The organism is Acetobacter sp. DmW_043, assembly GCF_002153485.1.
GTDB lineage: Bacteria > Pseudomonadota > Alphaproteobacteria > Acetobacterales > Acetobacteraceae > Acetobacter > Acetobacter thailandicus.
This window is the reverse complement of sequence record NZ_JOMN01000015.1, coordinates 190,930-215,523: the sequence shown is the minus strand read 5'-3', so window position 1 is coordinate 215,523 and position 24,594 is coordinate 190,930. Positions and strand designations below refer to the sequence as shown.

The 24,594-nt window shown below is 52.5% G+C and carries 21 protein-coding genes; 13 read left to right on the top strand and 8 right to left on the bottom strand.

Annotated features, from left to right (window positions below; translation table 11 throughout):
• The first annotated feature begins 147 nt into the window (after positions 1 to 147).
• The 7 genes from HK11_RS06340 to HK11_RS06310 all read left to right on the top strand — a co-directional run bounded on the left by HK11_RS06340 (position 148) and on the right by HK11_RS06310 (position 7,534).
• Positions 148 to 846, top strand: a complete 699-nt coding sequence (locus HK11_RS06340) for a class I SAM-dependent methyltransferase (protein ID WP_158092789.1) — start codon at positions 148 to 150, stop codon at positions 844 to 846.
• Between the two features lie 95 nt (positions 847 to 941).
• Entirely contained in the window at positions 942 to 2,711 is a 1,770-nt protein-coding gene (locus HK11_RS06335; protein WP_086554484.1) for a hypothetical protein, read from the top strand.
• Complete coding sequence (locus HK11_RS06330) at positions 2,711 to 3,742, top strand: hypothetical protein (RefSeq protein ID WP_086554483.1); 1,032 nt, start codon at positions 2,711 to 2,713, stop codon at positions 3,740 to 3,742. Before HK11_RS06335 ends, HK11_RS06330 begins: the two co-directional genes overlap by 1 nt.
• Entirely contained in the window at positions 3,739 to 4,413 is a 675-nt protein-coding gene (locus HK11_RS06325; protein WP_233133345.1) for a hypothetical protein, read from the top strand. Before HK11_RS06330 ends, HK11_RS06325 begins: the two co-directional genes overlap by 4 nt.
• Positions 4,413 to 5,531 (top strand): hypothetical protein, encoded by a 1,119-nt coding sequence (locus HK11_RS06320; protein ID WP_086554482.1) that lies wholly within the window; start codon positions 4,413 to 4,415, stop codon positions 5,529 to 5,531. The genes HK11_RS06325 and HK11_RS06320 overlap by 1 nt, the downstream gene beginning before the upstream one ends.
• Positions 5,531 to 7,036: an NADH-quinone oxidoreductase subunit D gene (locus HK11_RS06315; protein WP_086554481.1), complete on the top strand. Its 1,506-nt coding sequence runs from the start codon at positions 5,531 to 5,533 to the stop codon at positions 7,034 to 7,036. The genes HK11_RS06320 and HK11_RS06315 overlap by 1 nt, the downstream gene beginning before the upstream one ends.
• 18 nt (positions 7,037 to 7,054) lie before the next feature.
• Positions 7,055 to 7,534, top strand: a complete 480-nt coding sequence (locus HK11_RS06310; RefSeq protein ID WP_086554480.1) for an NADH-quinone oxidoreductase subunit B family protein — start codon at positions 7,055 to 7,057, stop codon at positions 7,532 to 7,534.
• Here the strand turns inward: HK11_RS06310 and HK11_RS06305 are convergent.
• From HK11_RS06305 to aroB, 6 genes are all read right to left on the bottom strand, one after another.
• Positions 7,526 to 8,410 (bottom strand): phosphatidylcholine/phosphatidylserine synthase, encoded by an 885-nt coding sequence (locus tag HK11_RS06305; protein ID WP_086554479.1) that lies wholly within the window; start codon positions 8,408 to 8,410, stop codon positions 7,526 to 7,528. The genes HK11_RS06310 and HK11_RS06305 overlap by 9 nt on opposite strands.
• 129 nt (positions 8,411 to 8,539) lie before the next feature.
• Positions 8,540 to 9,241: a phosphatidylserine decarboxylase gene (locus HK11_RS06300; RefSeq protein WP_086554478.1), complete on the bottom strand. Its 702-nt coding sequence runs from the start codon at positions 9,239 to 9,241 to the stop codon at positions 8,540 to 8,542.
• 95 nt (positions 9,242 to 9,336) lie between these two features.
• Positions 9,337 to 11,982 (bottom strand): alanine--tRNA ligase, encoded by a 2,646-nt coding sequence (gene alaS, locus HK11_RS06295; RefSeq protein ID WP_086554477.1) that lies wholly within the window; start codon positions 11,980 to 11,982, stop codon positions 9,337 to 9,339.
• A gap of 191 nt (positions 11,983 to 12,173) precedes the next feature.
• A complete protein-coding gene (locus tag HK11_RS06290; RefSeq protein ID WP_086554476.1) occupies positions 12,174 to 12,641 on the bottom strand; it encodes a GtrA family protein in 468 nt (155 codons plus the stop codon).
• A gap of 153 nt (positions 12,642 to 12,794) precedes the next feature.
• Positions 12,795 to 13,937 (bottom strand): OmpA family protein, encoded by a 1,143-nt coding sequence (locus HK11_RS06285; protein WP_086554475.1) that lies wholly within the window; start codon positions 13,935 to 13,937, stop codon positions 12,795 to 12,797.
• 346 nt (positions 13,938 to 14,283) lie between these two features.
• On the bottom strand, positions 14,284 to 16,014 hold the full coding sequence (aroB, locus tag HK11_RS06280) for a 3-dehydroquinate synthase (RefSeq protein ID WP_086554519.1): 1,731 nt from the start codon (positions 16,012 to 16,014) through the stop codon (positions 14,284 to 14,286).
• A gap of 68 nt (positions 16,015 to 16,082) precedes the next feature.
• Here aroB and HK11_RS06275 point away from each other — a divergent pair, with 68 nt between their 5' ends.
• From HK11_RS06275 to HK11_RS06265, 3 genes are all read left to right on the top strand, one after another.
• A complete protein-coding gene (locus HK11_RS06275) occupies positions 16,083 to 16,334 on the top strand; it encodes a hypothetical protein (protein WP_086554518.1) in 252 nt (83 codons plus the stop codon).
• Positions 16,334 to 17,263 (top strand): tyrosine recombinase, encoded by a 930-nt coding sequence (locus HK11_RS06270; RefSeq protein ID WP_086554474.1) that lies wholly within the window; start codon positions 16,334 to 16,336, stop codon positions 17,261 to 17,263. Before HK11_RS06275 ends, HK11_RS06270 begins: the two co-directional genes overlap by 1 nt.
• 81 nt (positions 17,264 to 17,344) lie before the next feature.
• Positions 17,345 to 18,304 (top strand): acetyl-CoA carboxylase carboxyltransferase subunit alpha, encoded by a 960-nt coding sequence (locus HK11_RS06265; RefSeq protein WP_086554473.1) that lies wholly within the window; start codon positions 17,345 to 17,347, stop codon positions 18,302 to 18,304.
• 31 nt (positions 18,305 to 18,335) lie between these two features.
• Here HK11_RS06265 and HK11_RS06260 read toward each other — a convergent pair whose 3' ends face one another.
• On the bottom strand, positions 18,336 to 19,088 hold the full coding sequence (locus tag HK11_RS06260) for a molybdopterin-binding protein (RefSeq protein ID WP_086554472.1): 753 nt from the start codon (positions 19,086 to 19,088) through the stop codon (positions 18,336 to 18,338).
• 166 nt (positions 19,089 to 19,254) lie between these two features.
• On the opposite strand from HK11_RS06260, the gene HK11_RS06255 reads away from it, so the two are divergent.
• From HK11_RS06255 to HK11_RS06245, 3 genes are read left to right on the top strand one after another with little or no spacing between them, the layout of a single operon-like run.
• Positions 19,255 to 20,883, top strand: a complete 1,629-nt coding sequence (locus HK11_RS06255) for a lysine--tRNA ligase (protein WP_086554471.1) — start codon at positions 19,255 to 19,257, stop codon at positions 20,881 to 20,883.
• A gap of 17 nt (positions 20,884 to 20,900) precedes the next feature.
• Positions 20,901 to 22,976 carry a lysylphosphatidylglycerol synthase domain-containing protein gene (locus tag HK11_RS06250; RefSeq protein ID WP_086554470.1) on the top strand — a complete coding sequence of 692 codons (2,076 nt, stop codon included), beginning with the start codon at positions 20,901 to 20,903 and terminating at the stop codon, positions 22,974 to 22,976.
• Between the two features lie 45 nt (positions 22,977 to 23,021).
• On the top strand, positions 23,022 to 23,750 hold the full coding sequence (locus tag HK11_RS06245; protein WP_086554469.1) for a MarC family protein: 729 nt from the start codon (positions 23,022 to 23,024) through the stop codon (positions 23,748 to 23,750).
• A 9-nt stretch (positions 23,751 to 23,759) separates the two neighbouring features.
• On the opposite strand, the gene HK11_RS06240 is transcribed toward HK11_RS06245, so the two are convergent.
• The gene (locus tag HK11_RS06240; protein WP_086554468.1) at positions 23,760 to 24,581 is read right to left on the bottom strand and encodes a 23S rRNA (adenine(2030)-N(6))-methyltransferase RlmJ; all 822 of its coding nucleotides are present in this window, start codon (positions 24,579 to 24,581) and stop codon (positions 23,760 to 23,762) included.
• Positions 24,582 to 24,594: the final 13 nt, after the last annotated feature.

The window sequence follows — 24,594 nt, the reverse complement described above, 5'->3', positions numbered from 1 at the left end:
CGGGGGCTCCTGTATAGCGTAAGTCGTAAAAGACTATATGATCTGTAGTGTCACAGGATCAAAGGATCATGATAGACATGAACTATGCAAAACGTCACTTTTTCAGCGTTGTCTGATTTTTATGCAACCGGGACCGGCCAGAGATGTATGTCGCTGTTGCATCGTCAGGTCAGAGTTTTCTGGCCGGATCTGACTGCCGGGCAGAAAGTGCTTGGAGTGGGCTATGCTTCCCCTTGCCTGCGCGCCTGGCCGGGGCTGCAGATGAATCCTGTTTCAGTTGTTTTGCCGCATTATGATGGTGTGAAGCGTGGAGGGGCGGGTCTGCGTGACAGCATGGTGCATACGCTTGTTGGCGAAGCAGGTGTTTTACCGTTTCAAAGCGAAAGTTTTGACCGTGTTGTCCTGATGCATGCTTTTCAGACGCAACGCCAGGCTGTCAGGCTATTGCGGGAGGCCGCCCAGGTTTTGCGGGATGACGGGCGTATGATTTTAATTTTCCCCGCAGCTCTGACGGGGCGCAGCCGTCTGAAGCACACCCCGTTTGCCAGAGAACTGGCTTTTTCATCTTATACGATAAAGCGTTTACTCGATCTTGCCTGCCTGAAAGCAGAGCGCCAGGAGAAGATGTTTTTTCTCCCCCTGACCTGGGAGTGTAAAAACGCTCATATTAATTTTGTGAGCGATATTGCAGGTAAAATGTTCGTACCTGGTCTGGGTAGCCTGTGCGTTATTGAGGTTGTGAAAAATATCAATGCTCCTCTCACATTACCTCTTCCGGTCTGGCAACGGCGGTGGCGGCGGTATATAAGTCACCGGCCGGCTTTTTTACGTTCTTTTATAAGGTGATGGTTTCGGTATACTCTGCGTCTCTGCAGGAGAGTTAAAAAAAAGATCTCACCTGCAGGTTTAAGGTTATTCGGGTCCTCTGTCCCGCATATGGTGTGGTTTCTTGTCAGATATGTTTCGGGGGTAAGACCATTCCGGTTTCATTTTTTCTTTGTGGCCTTCTGATCTGCCTGGCCGGTTGCGGTATCGTTACGGTTCTGCCGGCAGCGAGGTTTGGGCGGGCAGAGCCGTGGCGTGCTGAAATACTGGTCGCATTCTGGGTGCTGACCGGTCTTTTGTCTGCGGTCGGTACAGTGCTGCGTATTGAAGGTGAGCTGAGCTGGTGCCCGGTTTTTGGCATGGATGGCCCGGTTTTACCTATGATGGTACTGCTGTCTTTTGCCGGAGGGGTCAGTGGCTCGGGGCGTTATGGTGTTGCCTGTGTGCTGAGTGGTTTTGCCTTCCTTGCGCTTTCGCCGCTTATTTTTGGCCTCCTTGTGGGCACAGCTTTGATTCTTCTGGTGAGAAAAGGGTGGATTGGTCTTTGTCTGCCTGTGGCCGTGGTGCCGGCTACAGTGCCTGTTGACAGCCTTCTTTTTACGCCGGCCTTGTGTGTTATGGTCCTGCTGCTGGGCAAGGCGACATCTGTACAAACTGGTCCTTCTGCCCTGCTGCCCGGCGCGACAGGTTTGTTTCTGCTCGGGCGATTACTCACTGAAGCAGGTGTGTTACCTTCGGTTTGTCAGTTTTTTCTGCTTTGTTGCGGCTGTGGCGTCGCTTTATCTGGCAGCATGCAGGCTTTACGTCGTTCGTCTTCTGCCGGTCAGCTGATGTCGGGTCTGGTCACATCAGGTTTTGGCCTGCTGGTCGTTATTCTTGTGCTGGCATTTGGCACGACACTTGAGGGCGGAGAGCAGTTCAGAACAGCAGCTCTGCTGGCGGCAGGAGCACCTTTTTTATCAGCTCTTGTCCTTTTATGGCTCTGTCAGGACACAAAAGACGCATCTCCGGAGCAGGAAGAGGGCGCCAGCTCGCTGATTTTACCCTCCCGTCTAAAAGGACGCTACGCCCAGGGCATTATGGCATGCGCTTTGCTTTTTCTGTCTGGCCTGCCGCCGCTGGGCAGTTTTTCAGTCTTATGGTGTTTTATTGGTGCAGCTGAGCAGGCTGCCCGGGCAGTACCTCCGTTACAGGCGCTGGCAGTGATTGTGCTTACCGTAATAACCTCCTGTGTTATGGTCATTAATATTCTGGCTTTGCTGCGCCTGGTTCTTGCCGTTGTGCGTTCTCGTTCCGCACAGGAAGATAAAGATACAGCGCAGAGTATTTTTACTTTGCTGCCCGCACTGGTTTGTGTCGCAGCGGCTGCTGTCGTTGCATTCTTTCCGGGAGGGTGGCTTGCCTTTGCAGATAATCTTCTCGCCGGTACTTTTGAACGTCCATTCCTGTGGTCAAAAAGCATTACAGTCTGGTTTATCAGTTCATCTGAAAGTTACACCCCTCTTTATTGTGTAATGGCTTTGTTACTGTGTGCTGGCTGCCTTCAGATGTTCAGTACACTTTTTAAAATATCCCCTCTCCCTCAGGCGCAGTTTCAGGCTTCTTTCTGGCAGCAGGGGGCACCCTTCATACAGGCAGAAAAAAAGGAGCTGAATTCCATCTCTCCTGTCCCTTCTGACAGACAGTTTAATGCTCAGGTTGATACTTTTCTGGGATGGCAGACATACAAAGTTTCGGTTCATACCGGCTGGCAGAAATGTGTCGCGGCAGTCAGTCCGTTATGGCAGTTTGTCCTTAGATTTTGCGCGGTGTGTGAAGCACAGAGTGGTGTTCTTGTTTTACTGTTTCTTGGTGCCGGGCTGTTTTTAGGATTATTTGCAGGATAATGACGTCGTTTTCTCCCCCGCTGATCCTGACATGGCAATGGTATCTGCTTATTGTAATCGCGTTATTTTTTCAGATTATTCTGATGATGTATGCGGCCCCTTATTTTCGCGGGTTTGTTGATCTGCTGGCTGGCAGAATAACAGGGCAGCTGCGTTACTGGCCCGGTGGCAGGTGGCAGAATATAAGGCATCAGTTAAAGCGCCCTGGTATCATGGCTCCGGGTCAGCAGGTCGGGTGCATTGTAACGCGGGTTGCTTTTGTTCTTGCCATCGCTGTCTGTGGCATGGTGCCTGTTTTTTCTTTAAGTCCTCCCGGCTTTCCTGCTCCTGGTTTGCTGCTCATCTGTGCATTGCTTGTGCTGGTGTCTGTGTTGCTGATGCTCCCTGTAATGATTCAGGCGGGGCAGTCTGCTTCAGACGGATATCTGAGCGGTGTCAGCGATATACTGCTTTTACCCGCGCTTACGCCAATATTGCTGATGACCGGCGGTCAGGACCTCAGCAATTTTCTTATTCACACAAGAGCCTATTCTCCTTCAGGGGAAGGAGCACCTTTTGTGCTGGCCGGGGCTGCTATATTCCTCGGTGCTCTCGGGCAGGGTGGAAGTGTCGCAGATGAGGCTCAGTGTCCTCTTTCTGGCGCAGACCGGGGATTATGGCTCTGGACTCATGACATTCTTCAGTTGTGCTGGATAACGCTCGCCGGTGATATTGTCTGGTCGGGGGTGCTGGCTTTGCCGCTCCCTGAGGAGGGTGCCACAGCATGGATGGTAAATTGTTTTTACGGTACCGGAGGCTGGGTCCTTAAACTGGTCTGTGCGATGTTTTTTCTGGTGCTGATCCGGCTTGTTCTTTTGTCGGTGATAAAGCGCGGGCGTGTACGTTTTTTATCTGTTTTTCTGGCAGGGCTGGTCGCCTGGCAGATAGCAACGCCTCTTTTCCTTCCGGTATCTGATAAAAACGAGAAAGGCACGCCGCCTTCGCATAAAACATCATGGTACAACGAGGAAGAAGGAGGGTTTGCGCCATGACACTGGCCGCTGTAATCGTTCCGTTCCTTGCTCTTTGTGTTGCAGCGCGCAGCATAGCTTTTCTGCCGGCTCTGGGCATCATGACGGCCGTTGCCATGCTTATTGATGGCCTGACACCGCTGCAGGAGGCAGGGGCTGCCTTTGCTGTAATACTGGGTGTCGGCCCTGTTTTGTTTCTTAATTTCTATCAGTATGACGAGGTGAGAGAAAGTAAGGTGATCGCAGCACCTTTTTTACTTCCTGGTGTGATGATTTTGCTCATGCTGATGAATTTATACCCCGATGGTACGGTTTTTCCCGCAGGTATATGTGTTGTTATGGCAGGGTTAGTCACAGTGAGTGTCCGCCAGACGATGGTCTGGCAGTGGGCCGGTCTTCTTACCTGTGCAGAGGGTGTTTTGTTATCTGCCGTGATGTACAGGCAGGTGACGGCATTTGCGGTTACCGCACTGATCGGCTGTTGCATTGCTATACTGGGTGGAGCCTGTGTGCACCGGGTGATGCCGCGCGTGCATGTCGTTCGTGCTCCTGTACGTCAGGAGCGTAAAAATAAAAAATGGCAACGCAGTCAGCAGGATGATGGTGATGCGCTGGATCATGCCGCTGGTGCACCACACCCTGACTATGTGCCTCAGCGCTCTGGTGCGTCAGATAGGGGACCTGCTTCCTGATGACGGCTTCTCTTTTTTTTGCAGCCCTTTCGTTTGTCTGGCCCTTTCTGGGTGCTGTTCTCGTTGCTATGACCGGAAAAGCACAGAATCGCCGGCTTTCTTTGTGGGCAGCAGGTATAGCCTGCCTTCTCTCTGTCGTAGTGTTTCTTAATCCCGGTACTGTTGCCTCAGGGTGGGACGATGACCCCGTGCAGAGGGCAGGGCGTGTTATGCTGGCCTTTGGCCTGTTGATGACCGTGCTGGAGCAAAAGAGTTTTCAGACACGTTTATTGCGCAGCCTGCCTTATGTTTCTGTCGGACTCGCGGACCTGGCATGTATTACACCAGAGCCGGTTGTGGGGCTTGGTCTGCTTGGCTTATCCCTTGTTTACGGGGTGTTCGTTATTGGCCATGCTGCGGGCAAAGCCATGGTGGGCTGGCGTATTTTGCGTAGCATGGCGGTTGGTCTGTTTCTTGTCCTGGCCGGACTTTTACTGCCGTCAGGAAAAACCGAGGCAGGCATTATGCTTGCCTGTGGCAGCATTGTTCTTGCCGGACTGGTGCCATTCAGCATGATCTGGGCAGAGAATGTCGATCTCGCTTTCTTTCGTCCCTTTGTGGGGGCTGTCATCCTTCTGTCTTTACATTTTCGTGCAGCAGGAGGGGATGCCTTTCACACAACACTGATTATAGCAGGGCTTGTTTCTCTCTGGTTTACGGCTGTCAGTACACGTGGTGACGATAAGTGGTATCGTTTTTACTCTTTTCCACTCGCGTTGGCTTTTATTGCGGTGGGTGCCAGAGCTGATGTCGCCGCTCTTTTATTTTTGTGTGGATGGTGCCTGGCCGGGGGAACTGAAATGGCTAAGTACGCATGGGCGGCCCGTGCCCTGGCCTGCCAGCCACCCGGAGCACCGTTTGTTGGCTGCCTGCTCTTATTTTCTGTGCTCAGCGACATGTCATGGATGCTGACTATACTGACAATAGGCGGTATTCTGGGTGTGATTTTACGTGTGTTTCCTAAAAATTCGGGAGACCTTTCTTTCTGGCCACATGACAGTGCAGGGCGTGTCGCCTGTGTTGTGCTGGTTGCAACGGGTTTTATGGTGCCTTTGGCTATGATGCTGGGGGTTTTCTGATGGATCCTGTAAGTTATATTCAGTCAGGTACTGTGACAGAAACATCGTGGCGTTATGTGCTGGGAGAGATGTTATGGCGGGACCTGATAGAAAGCCTTAAAGAGCATCCTTTGTCTTTTACCGGCCTGTGGTGCGATGGCACGTATGTTCATGCGCTCTTTATGCAGCCTGATATGCAGCCTCTGGCAGCCAGCCTGTTATTAGAAAATAATCGTTATCCTGCTCTGTCATCTGCGCGTCCTGTTTCAGCATATTATGAGCGGATGATTTTTGATCTCTATGGTGCCGAAGCGATGTGGTGCCAGGATGAGCGTCCCCTGGTTGATCATGGGTTATGGCCTGTCAGGGGGCCGCTGAGCGGTACTACAGACACGTCTGAAAAATCGCCAGAAAGACATTTAGTGTTTCAGCCCTCGGATGAGATTATGCAGGCCGGTGGGGTACAGGCATCATCAGGCCCTGCAACAGGCGGCCTTGAAACGCCGGTTTATATTGCTCTGGCGACAGATAATGGCGGGCAGATACGCCGTGCCGAAGCAGTTAATGGTTATGCGCATCGTGGTCTTGCACAGCGCTGGCATATGTCGCGTATAGAGGAGGCATGCCGTTTAAGCGGGCGTGTCGCAGCAGGCTCTTCTGTCTCGCATCAACTTGCTTTTTGTCAGGCGGTAGAGGCGGCCTGCGGGCAGAGTGTTGAAGAAGAAGTTGAGCTGCTGCGCGTTGTGTTGCTTGAGTTTGAGCGTATTACGCATCATTTGTTCGCGCTTGCCGCTATAGCCCGTCATGCGGGTGCGTCACTTGTTGCCTCTCAGTGTATGATGTTTCGCGAAAAGCTGCTCGCTGTTGCAACTCCTGTTCTGGGCTCACGCCTGCTGATGGATCATATTGTACCAGGCGGCGTCAGCCTGCAGCAGGCTGCTGAGGCCGGAGAGTTATGTCGCCATCTCTCTGAGCTTGGTGAGGAGTTTTATCCTTCTCTGGCGGCATTGTGGCGCAACTACCCCGGTCTTTCCGCACGTTTGTCTGACATTTTATGTGTTGATCGCAGTATGTGTGATCGTTTTGGTGTTGATGGTCCTGTTCTGCGCGCGGCTGGCGGAGAGGGAGATTTCAGGCGTCTTTTATGGGCCTATGACGGAGTATGGCGTTTTACAACCGGACGCGAAGGCGGATGTGCTGAGGACCGTGTTGCTGTGATGGTCGCAGAAACAGGCGAAAGCCTGCGGATGTTACGTGACCTTGGCCCCCGCCTTGGTCTGACTGCCGGAGGGCGGACTGAGCTTTCTGTTACAGACAGTGAGGGTATCGGTGTTTCAGAAGGCCCATGGGGTATGGTGCTCTACTGGGTTACCCTGCGTAGCGGACGGGTTGAACGGGTGTATGTCAGAGACCCTGCCGCTGCGGCGCTGATGGTTTTTGAGGCGGCTTTGTCTGGTCAGGATATTTCAGACCTTGAACTGGGGCGTGCCTCTTTAGGTGTAAATGCTGCCGCGTATGATGGTTAAACAAAAAGGCCTGATAGTATGAGTTTGATGCGTGCAGTTTTTGATGCCTGTTTTACAGGCGGCGGGACACGTTTTAAACCTGCCGGCCCACGCTGGCCGCTGCTCCTTTTTCATGTGGATACAGGAGGGTGCGGTGGCTGCGGTATGGAGCTGGAGGCCCTGGCTGCCGGAGCCTGTGATATGCGTGGTGCTGGTTTTGGTTTTGTAAAGGCGCCTCAGGGTGCTGATGTTTTGCTGATAACCGGTGCACTGACACGAGCCATGGCACCGGTTATTGAGGCCGCCTGGAAAAGCATGCCTCTGCCTAAGGGGCTGATCTGTGTTGGTGACTGCGCTTTTGATGGCGGTTTTTTTACAGAAAATTATGCTGTTATGGGGGGGGTGCAGCGCAAAGTACAGATTGATCTGACCATCCCCGGGTGCCCGCCGCCGCCACAGGCTGTTCTTGATGGCCTGTGTTCGCTTTTTAGTCAGTCTGAGGCTGAAGCATCACTCTGAGAGCAGATCATCTTCCTCTGAAGTGATATGCAGATTTTCGGCTTCATGTTTAAGGCGTTTGTAGCTGGCTAAGCTCATGGGTATCAGTGACAGATACATCAGATCACCTGCTGCCAGTGTTGCCCACGTGTTAGCGACCATTAAAACAGCAAAAATACCCGTACCAAGCATGATGGGGAGTGCATAATATTTAGGGACTTTGAAGTTTTTAAATGACCAGACCGGTAAAGTGGATACCAGAAGCAGCGCGATAGCAATTAATGTTGCAGAGACAACATAAGGGTTACGGGAGATATTCAGCAGCCCGTGAAGATTCAATCTTTCCGCTTCCAGGCCTGTAAGAAGTGGAAATAAAACAATAAATGCTCCGGCAGGAGCCGGGACACCGGTAAAAAACCCGCTCGTATATTTTGGTTTTGTGTTTTCATCATCAAGCATAGAGTTAAAGCGTGCCAGACGCAGTGCCATGCAGACGATAAAGAAAAGACAGGGGAGAAAAGCGTTATATCCTCCATCTTTCAGGGCCCAGAAATAAAGAATAAAAGCGGGGGTCACGCCAAAGCATACAAAATCTGAAAGACTGTCAAATTCGGCACCAAACCGTGTTGACCCGCCCAGCATACGGGCAATGCGCCCGTCGAGCCCGTCAAGAAAAGCAGCGATCAGCAGAGAGATGACAGCGTGCTGAAAATCTCCGTTGGTTGCAAAATGCATGCCGGTCAGCCCGGCACACAAACCCAGCATAGTCAGAAGATTAGGGATAAGACGGTTAAAGGAAATGCCGGTCATTTTTTTACGAACACGGCGTTTTAACCGTCTTGCCGGGGGTTTTTTTGCTCGAAACTGAGGCTCTGCCTCAAAATCATCTTTATGCATTTCTCGCTCCGTTATGCCCGCTGTGTTCGCATTATCGGTCATTATGCCGAATGGTTTGTTCTTCAGGCGAGCGGGACAAACCTCTGGTCATAAAACGCAGCATTAAAAACCCCGGCACACTCATTCTTCCTAAAGGCGCGCCATAACAGTTTCGCCGCCGATCATTGTCTGACCAACAGATACCAGAGGCTCTACACCGGGTGGCAGGTATAGGTCTGTGCGCGAACCAAAGCGAATAAGCCCGAAGCGCTCTCCGGCTTCAACCTGCATCCCTTCAGAAACACTGCAGACGATACGACGTGCAATAAGGCCTGCAATCTGTACAACTGCCAGCATACGGCCATCGGGAAGGCGCAGACTCATGGCATTGCGTTCATTCAGGTCTGAAGCTTTGTCAAGGCTGGCGTTGAGAAACTGGCCTGGGTGATAGGCAATGCAGGTTACAGTGCCGGCCGCAGGGACACGATTCACATGCACGTCGAGCACTGACAGAAAGGTTGCAATGCGCCATACCGGTGCTGTGCCCATGTTGAGTTCAGCCGGTGGTGCAATTTTTTCAATCGATACAATACGTCCGTCAGCCGGGGCAACGGCAACATCGTTGCGTGCGGGTGTGTGCCGCTTAGGATCACGGAAGAAATACAGGCAAAAGCCGAAAAACAGTGCACTGGTGGTACCCAGCAACTTTGCTGTCGTTTTCAGATGGCGGTTAGAAATTTTACGGCTCAGAAAACGGCTCACGAGTGTCGTCGCGCCAGACGCGAGAAGAAAAGGTCGTGCCTCAGGGTGAGGGGGAGCCATCACTTTCAGGATGGAAGCAATCAGAGACATGACGTTTTTCCTTGTCGGCATAAAATAAAGCAAGGGCTTAAGAACGCCAGTGGGTAAAAAAAAGCAATATAGTTTCCCGCTGGCAAATGGTGCTCTTAGTTCTTTTCAGACAGAATCTGACGAACAGCTTCAAATGCAGCATCAGCAGCGTCAGCATCCGGGCCGCCGGCCTGAGCCATATCGCGCCGTCCGCCACCACCTTTGCCGCCCATGGCAATGCTTGCAGCTTTTACAAGAGCTACCGCATCAAGCTCCTCGGTCTTGTCGGCTGCTACAGCTGCAACGACACTGCCCTTGCCTCCGGCGGTAGAAATCAGAACGACGACATCCGTTTCACCCTGTTTGAGAATGGTTTCAGCAAGTCCCTTGAGCTCGCGGGGGGCGGTATCACCAACATTACGAACGGCAAGACGTACACCAGCTACCGTTTCCGTTCCGGCTGAAACCGCATTACCCGCGGCCAGCTGGCGCTGGAGCTGCGAAATCTGCTTCTCCATAATGCGACGTTCTTCAAGCAAAGTTGCCAGGCGTTCAGGCGCATCAGATACACTGACCTTCATCATGCCGGCCATCTGCTGCAGGCGCTGCTCGTTTGCGAGAGAGAAGTCTTCAGCGGCTTTACCAGCCAGAGCTTCAATACGGCGGATACCGGCAGATACACCGCTTTCTGACGTAATGTGGAACAGCCCTATGTCACCGGTGCGGTTAACATGCGTGCCACCACACAGCTCAACAGACCATGCGGCTTTGCTGCCGTCAGATGCGCCCATAGAAACTACGCGTACTTCATCGCCATATTTTTCACCAAACAGAGCCATTGCACCTTCGGCAACCGCTTCATCCGGTGTCATTGAACGGGTAACGACCTGTGAGTTTTCTCTGATCAGGCGGTTTACCTCAGCTTCGACCTGCGCAAGCTCTTCAGCTGTGACAGGGCGGGGCTGGCTGATGTCAAAACGCAGGCGGTCTGGCCCGTTCAGGCTGCCTTTTTGTGTCACATGCGTACCAAGAATACGGCGCAGCGCTTCATGAAGCAGGTGGGTTGCTGAATGGTGAGCGCTGATAGCTGAGCGGCGTTCATGATCAACCGTTGCTGTCACAGCCGTACCCGGGCGCAGCGTACCTTTAATGATGGTGCCGTAATGAACGATCAGATCACCAGCTTTTTTCTGCGTGCCGGTGATGGCAATTTGCAGGTCTTTGCCTGTCAGTGTGCCGGTGTCACCAACCTGACCACCACTTTCGCCATAGAACGGAGTCTGATTGAGCAGAACAGCAACTTCGTCACCGGCCGAGGCTTCTTTGACGAAGGCGTTGCCTGAAACTACGGCCTGCACTTCACCATCTGCCTGACGGGTAGAGTAACCAAGGAACTCGGATGAGCCGAACTTATCCCGTGCTTCAAACCAGATCGTTTCAAGCGCGGTATCGCCTGAGCCAACCCAGGAGGCACGGGCACGCTCACGCTGCACAGCCATAGCAGCATCAAAGCCACTGACATCAACGGTATGACCGCTGCTGCGCAGGGCATCCTGTGTCAGGTCGAGGGGAAAGCCAAAAGTGTCATAAAGACGGAAGGCCACATCACCTGGCAGGGGTGCGCCGGAAGGCAGCTTATCAGTTTCTTCCGTCAGAAGAGCCAGACCACGGTCAAGCATAGCCTTAAAGCGCTCTTCTTCACCACGCATAGTTTCGCGGATCAGGCTCTCGCTGTGTGTGAGTTCAGGGTAAGCCTGACCCATCTGCTGGAGCAGAACAGGGAGCAGCTTGTGGAATGAAGGGTCCTTCGTACCCATCATATGCAGGTGACGCATAGCGCGGCGCATGATGCGGCGAAGGACATAGCCACGACCATCTTTGGCGGGCAGCACACCATCAGCGATCAGAAAGGCTGATGAACGCAGGTGATCAGCTACAACACGATGACTGGCTTTGAAAGCGCCATCTGCGGCCTGATGTGTCAGCTCAGATGATGCATGGATCAGCGCCTGGAAAATATCTGTATCGTAGTTGTCGCGCTTGCCCTGCAAAATAGCCGCAAAGCGTTCAAGCCCCAGGCCTGTATCAATAGACGGGCTTGGTAATGGTGAGCGTGTGCCTGGCGGATCTTCAAAATACTGCATGAAGACGAGGTTCCAGATTTCTACAAACCGGTCACCATCTTCGTCGGGAGAGCCAGGAGGGCCACCAAAAACGTCAGGGCCATGATCGTAGAAAATCTCAGAGCACGGACCGCACGGGCCGACATCACCCATACGCCAGAAATTGTCAGCTGTAGGGATGCGGATAATACGGCTGTCATCAAGTCCTGCAATTTTGCGCCAGAGGCTGGCAGCCTCTTCGTCTTCAGCATAAACTGTGACGAGCAGCTTTTCTTTGGGCAGGCCGAAATTTTTTGTTACCAGTGTCCAGGCAAGCTCAATTGCTTCAGGTTTGAAATAATCTCCAAACGAGAAGTTCCCCATCATTTCAAAAAAGGTATGATGACGGGCTGTATAGCCAACATTATCGAGATCGTTATGCTTGCCGCCCGCTCTTACAACCTTCTGCGCTGTTGTTGCACGTGAGTAAGGTCGTGTTTCCTGTCTGGTGAAGACATTTTTAAACTGAACCATGCCTGCATTGGTAAACAGCAGAGTAGGGTCATTACGTGGTACCAGCGAAGAAGAGGGGACAATCTGGTGCCCTGTTCCGGCAAAGTAATCCAGAAATGTAGTGCGGATATCGTTTGTTGTTAGCATGGCTTGAGGCAGACGGTCCTGAAACTGGTTGGGCACATGAGAGTGTTAAGCGGTATTCTTTGCAGAAAAAATCCATAAAACACCAGTCACGGCCAGGCAGGAAAACAAAGAAACTTCCTTAACCCATCGTTCTATGTAGCGCACTCCGCTCTTTACTGAAAGAGGCGGTGTTATTCAGCGTGGTAAATGCATCATGCAGCATCTTTGGTGGGAGATGTTTTTTCCGGCTCTGATTGTACGTTACTCGTCTGATCCGGAGATGGAGCAGAGGATATGGTTTTTCGAAAAACGATTTTTTCGCTCAGGTTAAAATTGGCGATGAGGCCAGCGAGGGAGCCGGCTGCCAGCGCAATAACCGGATAATCCCTGCACAGAGGGAAGAAGTAAAAGAGCGTATAAACCGTACTGCGATTAAGCAGAAAACCAAGGCTGTTTGCGACAAGAAAACGAGCCCACTGACGGAGCGGATGGTCAAAGGATTCGACTTCTCTGAATGTCCAGAGGCGATTGAGCAGCCAGTTAAGGGTGGCCGCGACAAAATATGCAATAAGAGTGGCAGCTGTCAGGCCAGTAAAAGGGCGCAGACCATAAACGGTTGCAGAATCCCATATAAAGCCCAGGCAGCCGATACTTCCAAATTTGAAAAGCCTTATCACCATTGCGGTATTTTCCGCTGTAGTGAATCGGGAAAGGAAAATTGTAAGCTTTTCAGACACTATATTTTACGCCCCTGTGTGAACACAGAAGAAGGATAGCAAAAAAAAAGAGGTGTCGTGAGACACCTCTTTTCTTTGTCATAAAGACCAGTCGTATTAGTGGAGGATGATTTCCACACGACGGTTCTGAGGCTCACGTGTATCTGGGCCTGTTGGGACCAGTGGGTGAGCTTCACCATAACCATGAACGTCGATTGCAGCAGCAGGAACGCCATCGCGGATCAGTTCAGCTTTTACGCTGTCTGCACGACGAACAGAAAGACCCAGGTTGTATTTTTCACCACGTGGGCCAGGGTGTGCTGCTGAGTTATCGGTGTAGCCGTTAACTTCGATGCGTGTTGTCTGAACGTGTGTTGAAGCCTGTGCAGCTTCAGCTACGATCTGACGAGCGCGTGCGCTGAGTGTTGCTTTATCCCAGTCGAAGAACACCAGGTAAGAACGAGCTGGTGCGTGTACTGGAACTGCCGGAACAGGAGCAACAGCTGGTGGTGCTGGTGGAGCTGTGTCGAAAGCGTAACGCAGGCTCAGGATAAACTGATGATTGAAGCGCTGGTCAAAGTTAACGTGACCGCGACCTGTGCTGCCGTTGGCATAATTAGCTGATGAAGAGAAAGCTCCATCAACGAATGAGCCAGGCTGGCCAATCATACGGTATTCAGTTGTAACCTGCAGGCCAGGAATGCCGGTGTCATAAGCTGCACCGATGATGCCCTGGTAAGCAAAGCCACCGTTTGTGCCGCCAAGACGGCTTGTGTTTTTGTTAGAGAAGTAAGAATCTGTCGGGTTGTAGTGCTGCCACAGGTAGCCGGCACCAACACCAACAAATGGTGTAACAGGCACATCAAGGCCAAACTGTTTCAGGTCAATGTCGTAAAGAACATTAACGAAACCACCGTAAGACTGGTCACTGCTGCGTGTTTTGTTAGCAACAGATGCCGTGCGGTGATTGATTTCTGAGTAGTTGTAAACACCTTCTACTTCAGCGCGGAGACCGTTGCCGAAGCCCCAGCCAAATGCACCAAAACCGGTGAAGCCGTTCTGGTGGCGGTAGCGTGAAGAACTGACGTTCTCATCGCTTGATGCGCCACCGGCAAAGCCGGAGATGTGAGCATGCTGGCTCTGGACCAGGTTGTAGCCGCCACCAACGTTGACGTAAGGTCCGGTAATGGTGGTGGCAGATGCGGCCGCAGGAGCCGCTGCCATTAGTGTGGTTGCAAGTAACGCCGTGCGGAGACGCATTTTTTCGCCCTCAATAATTCATCTGTTAATTATGCCGCCAACCATTCGGCGGACCAAGTTACTTTAGATGCCTGAAGTTCTAATAAAACGATTAGTTCTAAAATAGAAACCCGTAGCTGCATCCTTACTGCCATTACAAAACACAATTGTGTCCTGGGTGCAACAGTTTGTTTCGCTCTCACAAACAATTATTGATGCAACTGTTTGAAGAATAAGGCAGTGATTTCAAGTCGCAGGCTTCATATCAGGCAGTCTGTGCAGTTATCTCGCCGTTAAACACGGCAGGATTATGGCAGGCCTGACGAGGTCTGCCATAATAAATCTGAAAGGTTTAAAAAATCTTTTTTTAAGATGTGCAGCCGTCTTCGGTCAGGACCTCATGCACAAGATGGTCGTCAATATCGCGACTGGTGAAGGCTTCTCCGATTCCGCGTAACAGAACAAAAGAAAGTTTGCCGTCCTGCATTTTTTTGTCGCGCTGCATATGAGTGATGAGTGTCCGGGCGCTGAAGCTGTATGGCAGATCACGAACGTGTGCCGGCATCTCAAGAGCATGCAAATGTGCTGTCAGCCGCTCATAGTCAGCAGCGGGGCAGAGGCCCAGTCTGACAGAGAGTGCGCACGCAAGCTGCATGCCAACAGAGACGGCTTCACCGTGAAGCAGGCGTCCGTCATATCCCATTTCAGCTTCGAGTGCGTGACCAAAAGTGTGGCCAAGGTTGAGCAGAGCCCGCCCGTTGCTGGCCTGCTGTTCACGTTCGTCAGCTGCCACGACCTCAGTTTTAAAGGCACAGGCCTGCCGCACAGCTTCGGTCTGTGCTTCTGTGTTGCCTTCAAGAACAGCTTTTCCGTTCAGCTCGCACCATCTGAACAGCCGGCGGCTGCCAATAAGCCCTGCTTTGACGATTTCGGCATATCCGGCTTTCAGTTCTCTTAGTGGCAGAGTCTGAAGGGTTGAAACGTCAGCCAGTACGGTCAGAGGCTGACAAAAAGCTCCGACCAGATTTTTACCCCACCGGGTGTTAATGCCGGTTTTACCACCAACTGAGGAGTCGACCTGTGAAAGCAGCGTTGTCGGAATCTGTACAAATGGCAGCCCCCTCAGAGTCGATGCGGCGATAAAGCCGGCCAGATCACCTACAACCCCGCCGCCCAGGGCAATGATGGCGGTTTTACGCTCAATGCCATCCTCAAGGATGGAATCGATAATGCTTTCAAATGTTTTAAAACTTTTCGACGCTTCTCCGGGCATGACCACATGTGTGCGAAAGGTGATGCCGGTTTCACTCAGAGAGTTCTGGAGTCTTTCCAGATAAAGAGTTTCGACATTACTGTCCGTGATAATAACTGCTTTTTTCTGCGGTAGCAGCGGGGCGAGGAGAGCGCCGGCACGTTTAAGCAGGTCTGTGCCGATCAGAATGTCATATGAGGTGTGTGATAAAGCGACGGGCAGGCTGACTGGCCGGCGTGAATGAGCCAGAGCCTCGATCACTCTGGTTGTACTGTGATCCACGTTATATTCTCCGCAATCGACGATAATATCAGCTTCGGCATAAATCGGGTGACGTGCGTCCATAAGGCGTGACAGCACAATATGAGGGCTCTCCGTGTTCAGGAGCGGGCGGTGTGTCCGGCCGATAACCCGACTGAGAAGAACCGGCAGTGAGCAGCGCAGCCAGACAGAAACAGAGCGCTCGCGTACAAGGGCGCGTGTCTGGGCATCCATATAGGCACCACCACCAGTTGCCAGCACCATAGGCGGGCCTTCGAGCAGGCGACGAATGACACGGCGCTCTCCGTCACGGAAGGCAGCCTCACCGTAGAGGCGAAAAACTTCAGCGATAGAGCAGCCTGCTGCGCGTTCTATTTCAACGTCAGCATCAATAAAGGGAAGGCGCAGGCGGTCAGCAAGCCTGCGGCCTATAGTGGTTTTCCCGGCTCCCATAAGCCCCACCAGAACGATGCTGCGTCGCGAAGGAGGGGCGCCTGCATTATGCTGGTGAGTAATTTTTTCCAGGTTAAGTGGAAGCGGAGGCGGGTCTGCCGTCTGATGTGATGATAAGATACGTGATGACATGATGCTCAGCTTACCATAGAGCTGCAGGAACACATCTATGTTCTCTGCTTATGTCGGGAAAAAGAAAAATGAATCGTAAGCTACTGATTGGTATTGCTGTCATCTGCCTGGCTCTTGCCGGTGGTATTTTCGCTCTGGGTGGCTCTGTTCACCCGCCTGCACAGCAGGCAGTACACGGCACCGTTGCTGTTCAGGCTGCTCCTGCTCCAATGGCTGTCATGCCAGCTGAGGCTATGCCGCCGGCACCTCCTCCGCCTGTGCCTCTGGCGGCTCCGGTGGCGCCTGCCGCACCAGCTGTTCAGGCCGCTCCGGCACAGTGATGATCAAAGGGCACGAGGCAGAACTGTTTCTTGAAATGCTGGTAGCAGAGCGTGCGGCTTCAGCGCGTACACTTGCTGCCTATGCCGCAGATCTCGAGTCGTGCTCTGATTTCCTGGCCATGCGTGGAATATTGCCTGTTGATGCAAAAACAGACGAGCTGGCTGCCTGGCTGGCTGACCTTGGTGCAGATGGGCAGGCGCGTCGTACGATTGCGCGGCGGCTGTCATGCATCAGGCAGTTTTATCTCTTCCTGCTGCGTGAGGGGATAAGGAAGGATAATCCTGCTGCGACTCTTGATTCGCCACGCCCTGAGCTGGCACTGCCTCACTTTCTCTCTGAGGCAGAGGTCGAGGCGCTTATAGAGGCCTGTCATGTGCAGGAGAGTGATAATACGGTAGCGCAGAAGCGCCGTATGCTCGTTGCGCGTGCGGCTCTGGAGCTACTTTATAGTTCCGGGTTGCGAATTTCTGAACTGTTGTCTTTACCCAGAGAGGCGCTGAGGGGCGAACGGCCTATGTTGCTGATTCGCGGTAAAGGAGGGCGTGAGCGTCTGGTTCCGGTTTCAGTCACGGCCTGGCAGGCGGTCAAAGAGCTGTATGCCTGTGATGCCTGGCTTGAAAGCCCGTGGCTGTTTCCCGGGCGCGACCCAAAGCGTGCTCTGACCCGTCAGGCTTTTGATAAAATTCTGCACGAGGCGGGTGTCAGAGCCGGGCTTGATCCGACATGTCTTTCCCCTCATGTGCTGAGGCATTCTTTTGCTACGCACCTGCTTGCCAGGGGGGCTGATCTGCGGGCTTTGCAGATGCTGCTGGGGCATGCGGATATTTCCACGACTCAAATATATACGCATGTACAAACAGAGCATTTGCGGCGCGTCGTAGAGAGTTGCCATCCTTTAGCCGAAGGCGGCGGCAGAAAAGGAAATTAGGGCATTTTCTCTGTGTGTATTTTGTCTCTGTGAGCTCATGAATTAATTTTGTTTTATACGCGGATATGCTATGCGCATCGCATGCATCAGTATCTTGATTTCGAAAAGCCCGTCGCCGAACTTGGTAACAAGATCGATGAACTGCGGCAGATGAGTGACCCCAATGGGGTAAATATCGCAGAGGAAACTGCTCGTCTTCAGGAGAAGGCAGAGAAGCACCTGCGAGCTATCTATGCCAGGCTGACACCGTGGCAGAAAGTGCAGGTTGCGCGACATCCGCAGCGCCCGCATGTCAAAGATTATGTGGCCGCTCTGCTGACTGAATTTACACCTCTGGCGGGTGACAGGCTCTATGCTGACGACAGTGCCGTTATTGGTGGCATCGGTCGTTTCAATGGCACCCCTGTTGTGGTGATCGGCACTGAGCGTGGCTCTGATCTTGACAGCCGCCTGGCCTGTAATTTTGGTATGGCCCGCCCCGAAGGATATCGTAAGGCACAGCGTCTGGTGAAACTGGCAGGTCAGTTTAAGCTGCCAGTTCTTACATTTATTGATACTGCAGGTGCATGGCCTGGTATTGATGCGGAAGAGCGCGGGCAGGCTGAAGCTATTGCACGCTCAATTGATGTATGCCTTGAAGCCCCTGTGCCTCTGATCGCAACAGTGATTGGTGAAGGTGGCTCAGGTGGTGCTGTTGCTTTAGGTGCCGGTGACAGGGTGCTTATGCTTGAGCACGCGATCTACTCTGTTATTTCACCAGAGGCCTGTGCTTCAATTTTGTGGCGTGACCCTAAGCAGGCGAGCGTTGCAGCTGAAACACTGCGCCTTACAGCGCAGGATCTGCTGCGCCTTAAGCTGGTTGATCGTATCATTCCGGAGCCGGTTGGCGGAGCGCAGCGCGACTCGCAGGCCGTATTTAATACAGTGCGCCAGGCAATTGCAGAAGAGTTACAGCCTTTGCAGAAGCTGTCGTCATCGCGCCTTAAAGAGCTGCGGCGTGAGAAATTCCTCGCGATGGGCCGTGAAGTGCCGTCTAAGTAATTTCTCACAGGCTACAAAATTAAAAAACCGATCAGGGCGGGGCTTCTCCTTCAACAGGAGACCCGCCCTTTTTAATAATCAGCTCATAAATTGCTTCTGCTGCTTTAATAACGGCGGCTTCATCCTGGCCTTTGGCAACGAGAGCAACACCGCGTCGGCCATCCTGACGGTGAAAAGGGTATGAGCCGATATCAAGGTGCGGGTAAGTGGTCTGAATATGCTCAAGCTCTTCAGCCAGAGAGCCCTCAAATAATGTTGTGGTATGCCAGGTTCGTGACATGACAGGCAGGCCACGCTGCAGTGTCGGCGCCAGAGCAGTGAACATCGCCCGCATAATACGGGGTACACCGGCCATGACATGCACATTCCCTATTGTAAAACCAGGGGCGCCTGAGACTGAGTTAGGAATAGGGGTCGCGCCACGTGGAAATTTGGCCATGCGCTGGCGGGCGGCGTTGAAGTTCTCTCCAAACTGTTTGCTGAGCAGCTCAAATGTTGGCTGATGAAACTCCCACGGCACACCAAATGCTTCAGCAACACAGGCAGCCGTAATATCGTCATGGGTTGGTCCGATGCCACCCGTGGTGAACACTTCATCATAGCGCGCACGCATTTCGGTGACTGTCGTGACAATTGTTGCCTGTACATCAGGGATAACCCGGATTTCACGCAGAGGAATGCCCAGCTCGCCGAGGCCGGTTGCCAGAAACTGGATGTTGTCATCGCGTGTGCGGCCAGAGAGAATTTCATTACCGATCAGAATCAGAGCGGCTGTGCGGGTCATGGGTTACCTCTTTTGACACAAGTAATGTGACAATACGCTTAATAGTGCCGCAGCAGGATGTAGCGTGTGCTGTTTATGGTCAAGAGCTGTAAAAAAATAGCAGTAAAGTGCGTGACGTTATTGTTTTTTATTGACCTAAGTCTGCACAGTTCATAGCTTCCGCAAAATGTCAGATCCAAATACACCCCAACCCCCTCTTCCGCGTGCGTGGCCTTTTGAAGAGGCCCGTAAATTAGCCGATCATGTTCAGGCACGTCAGGGTCGTGTCAAAGGTGACGGCAAGGCTGCACGGCCTGCGTTGCTCGAGACCGGTTATGGCCCGTCAGGCCTGCCGCATATTGGCACATTTGGAGAGGTCGCCCGCACATCGTGGGTGCGTCAGGCTTATACTGAGCTGACGGGGCAGCCTGCGCAGCTTCTGGCTTTTTCTGACGACATGGATGCTCTGCGTAAAGTGCCCGATAACGTGCCGCAGCGCGATATGCTGGCAAAGTTTATTGGTCAGCCACTCTCGCGTGTGCCTGATCCGTTTGGAACCCACGAATCGTTTGCCGCGCATAATAACGCCCGTCTTTGCAATTTCCTTGACCAGTTTGGTTTTGATTACGAATTCGCTTCCTCAACGCTCTATTATACAGGTGGCCGTTTTGACGCCGCACTGAGGCGTGTTCTTGAAGTGCATGAGGAGATTGTCGGGGTTATCGCGCCAACACTTGGTGCAGACCGACGTGCAACCTATTCTCCTGTTCTGCCCCTGCATCCACGCACAGGTGAGGTGATGCAGGTTAAGATGGATGCAGTAAACCCGGCTGAAGGCACAGTGCGCTGGACTGACCCGGCAACAGGTGAAGTTTTCGAAACGCCGGTGACCGGTGGCCACGCTAAAATGCAGTGGAAAGCTGACTGGGCTATGCGCTGGTATGCTCTGGGTGTCGACTATGAAATGTCAGGTAAGGACCTGATTGATAGTGTGCGTCTCTCAGGTAAAATCTGCCGTATTCTGGGAGGGGAGCCGCCGGCTGGTCTGACGTATGAGCTTTTCCTTGATGAGCAGGGGCAAAAAATATCCAAGTCGAAGGGCAATGGTCTCTCGGTTGAGGAGTGGTTGCGATATGCCCCTCAGCAAAGCCTTGAGCAGTTCATGTTTAATCAGCCGCAGCGTGCAAAGCGGTTGTATTTTGATGTCATCCCTAAAGCTGCAGATGATTACCTGACGCATGTTGATAAGGCCCTGGCGTTGCAGGCCTCTGACGCTCCGGAGGGGGACTTGCGTGGGAACCCGGCATGGTTCTTTGGTAAAGGGAAGGTCGAGGCTCAGTCAGGCTCACCTGTATTCTTTAGCATGCTGCTTAACCTTGCTTCGGTTGCTAATGCAGAAACGCCTGAAGTGTTGTGGGGGTTTATCCGCCGTTACGATGCAGATGTCTCGCCTGAGACACACCCTATGCTGGCTGGTCTTGTCCGACATGCGGTCGCATATTATATTGACTTCGTGAGACCTTCTAAAGTTTTTCGTGTGCCGACAGATAAAGAGCGTGCCGCTCTGGTTGATCTGGCAGTATCTCTGCGGGGCTATGAAGGTGAGAGCACCGATGCTTCGGTGTTGCAAAATCTCGTATTTGAGATTGGTAAACGCCATGAGTTTGACCCGCTGAGAAGCTGGTTCAGTTGTTTGTATGAAGTGCTGCTCGGGCAAAAAGAGGGACCACGTTTTGGTGGTTTTGTTGCTCTGTATGGTGTGAGTGAAACCGTAGCACTGATTGAAACGGCCCTGTTACGAGAGCCTCAGGAATAAATCAGGCATTATTTTCAATGGACAGTAAAAATCTGTCAGATTTGCAGGGGCAGAACAAGCCAGCGGCGTGTCAGAAGCGGCGCTGGTTAAGGCATTTGCCTCACGCTCTTGGCCTGCTTCTGATGGTTGCAGCGATAGTGGTCGTTCAGCATGAGGTCAGAGATCTTAGATTTTCTGACATTAAACAGGCCATGACATCCATTTCTCAGAAAAAACTGTTTCTGGGAGTGGGGTGTACGTTTCTTTCTTATTTTATACTTTCTTTTTACGACCGGCTTGCCGTTGTTCAGGTTGGTTATAAGAAAGTGTCGTATAAACGTACGGCCTTTGCGGCTTTTTGTTCTTATGTTTTGTCTCACAATCTGGGATTTTCAGCTGTTTCCGGTGCAGCTGTCCGGTACCGCCTGTACCGTAACTGGGGGGTGGATTCCTTCTCCATCGCACAGATTATAGCATTTTGTTCAGTTACTTATCTGCTGGGGGCATCGGTTCTTATCGGCGGTGTCCTGGTATGGGAGCCTCAGGTTATTCCCCTTGCCGGTAAGCATGTGCCGGGCTTTCTGCTGACTTTTGCTGGTATTGCACTCTGGGCGCTGGTTGTAGCGTATATTGGCCTTGCTTTCAGGCTCAGGCAGATCAAAATAGGCAAATGGCAGGTTGACCTGCCTTCTCCTGCCATGGGGGTTATGCAGACTGTGGTTGCTGCGGCTGACGTAGCGGCAACTGCGGCTATTGCGTATGTCTTGCTGCCAGCAGGCGTGGCGATTGATTACCCTACATTTCTTGCAGTCTATATTGCATCATACAGCGCAGGGCTTATTGCCAGTGTTCCAGGTGGGCTGGGTGTTTTTGACGGGGCGATGCTGCTCGCTCTCGGGCCTTATATGTCTACGCCTCAGATTATGGGCGTTATTCTTATTTTTCGTCTGTATTATTATATTATTCCTCTTTTTCTGGCTGGTGGAATGTTTGCCGCGCATGAAGTTTTTATGCGCAGTGATGATGCGCTTGAGGCAAAAAAGCGGCGCAGATTACGGCAGGCTTCCCAGCCATTGCAGCCACGCCGCATCAGGCCCAGCCAGCTTGTGCGTGAAAGTGAAGCTGATTTTTCTGTCGCTGTTTCGACCGGCACGGTCTCGATCTGCGGCATTATGCTTATTTGCCTGACATTGCTTGATCCGGTTGCAAAATATCCCGTTGCTGAAGGGCACCTGCTGCTCTGGCTGAATAAAATCAGTGCTTATGTTCTTTCGCTGATGGGGGTTGGTTTTATAGGGCTTGCGGTCGGGCTGTCACAGCGGGTTACGCTCGCCTGGCGTCTGACTCTCGGGGCATTACTGTTTTCTGCTGTTATGACCTTTATGCGTGGTGACACGTTTATTGTGCCTGTCATGCTGGGGTTCTCTGCATTTCTGATCGCACCATTTCGTTCATGTTACTACCGGCGTGCACGGCTGATGAGTGAGCCGCTGGCACCTTCGACACTGTTGTGCATGGTACTGCTGTGTGGCTGCATGTTTATTCTGGTCAGTCATCATGCTGCCGGAAGCTGGTGGCAGATTGTTTTTGAGCTTTCTTTTTCTGATACGACACGTGGTGGCATAGCACTGGCTGTTTTTCTTGGGCTGGTTGTAACCGGCAGCCTGATGTGGCCTGGTCGCATAGCCGTGACACGCTGGAGTGCTGAAGCACAGGCACGTTACCTGACATTACCACACGCTCTTACGAATATAGTCAGTTCGAAGATCACTCCACAGGGTTATGTGACCGGTGAGACAAAAGAGGCGGTTATTCCTTTCTTTCGTCGTGGTAAATTTCTGGTTGCGATTGGTGACCCGGCCGGCCCTGAGAGTGACAGTGTGTCAGCGATCTGGCGTTTTCGCGATCTGGCTGTTCAGCGCGGTCTGAAGCCGGTTTTCTGGAAAGTGGAAAAATCATTTCTCAGGGTTTATGATGACATCGGCCTGAGCGTATGGCCCCTTGAGAATGATCGTTTTCATTTTTGCTACCCGGCAGAGGATATTGTGCTCGCCTCACGCTTTGTTGCAGCATACAGAGAGCAGGAGTCGTTAGTGCCTTTATCGGCTTCATAGCGCACTGTGACAGAGTGGTTTTGTAGTTGATCGTGAGTATTGCAGATGTCATTACCGTTTGTGGCGTCGTTTTTGCACGGGAATAGTGTGTCCACGGCGATATCAGCTTTTCTTCTGGCTTTTCCGGCCTTGTTCTCAATTGTGAACCCCTTTGGGGCGTCCTTAATCTTTGCACAGGCAACAGCTGGTCGCTCACCAGGTGAAATCAGGGCACTCAGCCGGCTGGTCGCTTTTTACTCTTTTATTATCGTGATGGTCTCGATCTGGTTTGGCGGCAAAGTGCTGGTGTTCTTTGGCGTAACAGTCAATGCACTGCGTGTGGCAGGTGGTCTGGTTGTTGCCGTACGTGCCTGGTTTTTGCTGCAGCGGCCCGAGGTGATGGAGGCTAAAAAAGAGCAGCAGGCACTGCAGGACGGTAAAACCGTTATGGCCCCCAACTGGGCAGATACCGCGTTTTTTCCGCTGGCAATGCCCTTTACCGTCGGGCCGGGTACAATTGCTGTTGCCATTGCCCTCGGGTCAGGCTGCCCGCCGGATGAGCCTTTTTTGCCCTATGAGATTGCCCTGAGTCTTGCAGCGACCTGTGTGGTGCTGATTGTCTGGGCGGTTTATGCCGGTGCTGACAAATTTGTGGGCATGCTGGGCACAACCGGCACCCGTATTGTCAGCCGGATGGCAGCCCTTGTTTTGTTGTGTATTGGCGTGCAGATTCTCGAAGCCGGTGTGCAGGGCTTTGTCACAGATATATGGCTGCACCTTAAAGCCGTTCAGTGAGGTCGCGCTTTATTGCGCGACTGACTGCACAACCTCAGCACTAAAAGCATGAAATACGGTTTTCAGGCGGGCCAGCTGCTGGCTTGCCTGCTCAGCAAAGCCATAGGGTGGTTTAATGACCATAAGCCCTGAGCCGTTAAGCTGATCAGGGTCAGTGGCGGGCTTCATCAGCAGTTCTGCGGTCAGAATATCACGCACGCCGGCATCCTGCAGACCGGTCATAAAGTTACGCACTGGTGTACGGTGCTTAATGGGATACCAGATGGCAATAATAGCAGCGGGAAAACGTGCCTGAATGGTGCTGACAGCCTGGGCCAGACGGGCAAACTCATTCAGCTCTTCAAACGGCGGGTCAATCAGTACAAGTCCGCGCTTAATATCTTTGGGGGGCAGCAGGGCACGCAGGGCCTCGTATCCGTCGCGCTCATGCACAGCTACCGCGGGGTTGCGGGCAAAAACACCATAAAGCTTGCGCTTATCATCAGGGTGCTTTTCACAGCAGATCAGCCTGTCCTGCTCGCGAAGCAGATAAGAAATGAGCAGCGGTGAACCTGGGTAGACATGCGGGTTGCGGGTTTTTTTAACCTGCTCCAGCCAGGGGGTAAGCGGGCTGTCATGCGGCTCGTCAGCCAGCAGGCCTATGCCGCTGTGCCACTCCTGGGTTTTTTCGGCTTCGGTGCTGAGCAGGTCATAACGGCCAAGACCGGCGTGAGTGTCGAGCACCATTAAAGGAGCGGGCTTGCGCAAAAAATGGCTAAGCAAAGAGACCAGAAGCGCGTGCTTCATGCAGTCAGCAAAGTTTCCGGCGTGATAGGCATGTCTGTAGTTCATGCTCTGTGCATAA